Annotated in this window: 1 protein-coding gene; it reads left to right on the top strand. The window is 66.1% G+C overall.

What is annotated here, in order from left to right:
• Positions 1-17: 17 nt before the first annotated feature.
• Positions 18-395 (top strand): proteasome subunit alpha (prcA, locus tag IMZ11_RS44585; RefSeq protein ID WP_374463303.1); only part of this gene is annotated, 378 nt, incomplete at its 3' end.

The raw sequence follows: 395 nt of genomic DNA, 5'->3' as shown, positions 1-395 counted from the left end.
TGCGTGAGCGCTCCGAACTGGCGCGCAAGGGCATCGCCCGTGGCCGTAGCGTCGTGGCGCTGGCCTACGACAACGGTGTGCTCTTCGTGGCGGAGAACCCGTCGCGCTCACTGCAGAAGGTCAGCGAGCTCTACGACCGGGTCGGTTTCGCTGCCGTCGGGCGGTTCAACGAGTTCGACAATCTGCGGCGCGGCGGGATCCAGTTCGCCGACACCCGTGGCTACGCCTACGACCGCCGTGACGTGACCGGCCGCCAGCTGGCCAACGTCTACGCGCAGACCTTGGGCACGATCTTCACCGAGCAGGCCAAGCCCTACGAGGTCGAACTGTGCGTGGCCGAGGTGGCGCACTACGGCGAGACGAAAGCCCCTGAGCTTTATCGGATCACTTACGAC

Source organism: Microtetraspora sp. AC03309, assembly GCF_020826795.1.
Lineage (GTDB): Bacteria > Actinomycetota > Actinomycetes > Streptosporangiales > Streptosporangiaceae > Microtetraspora > Microtetraspora glauca.
The sequence above is the reverse complement of the archived record's forward strand: the minus strand, read 5'-3'. Positions and strand labels throughout refer to the sequence as shown.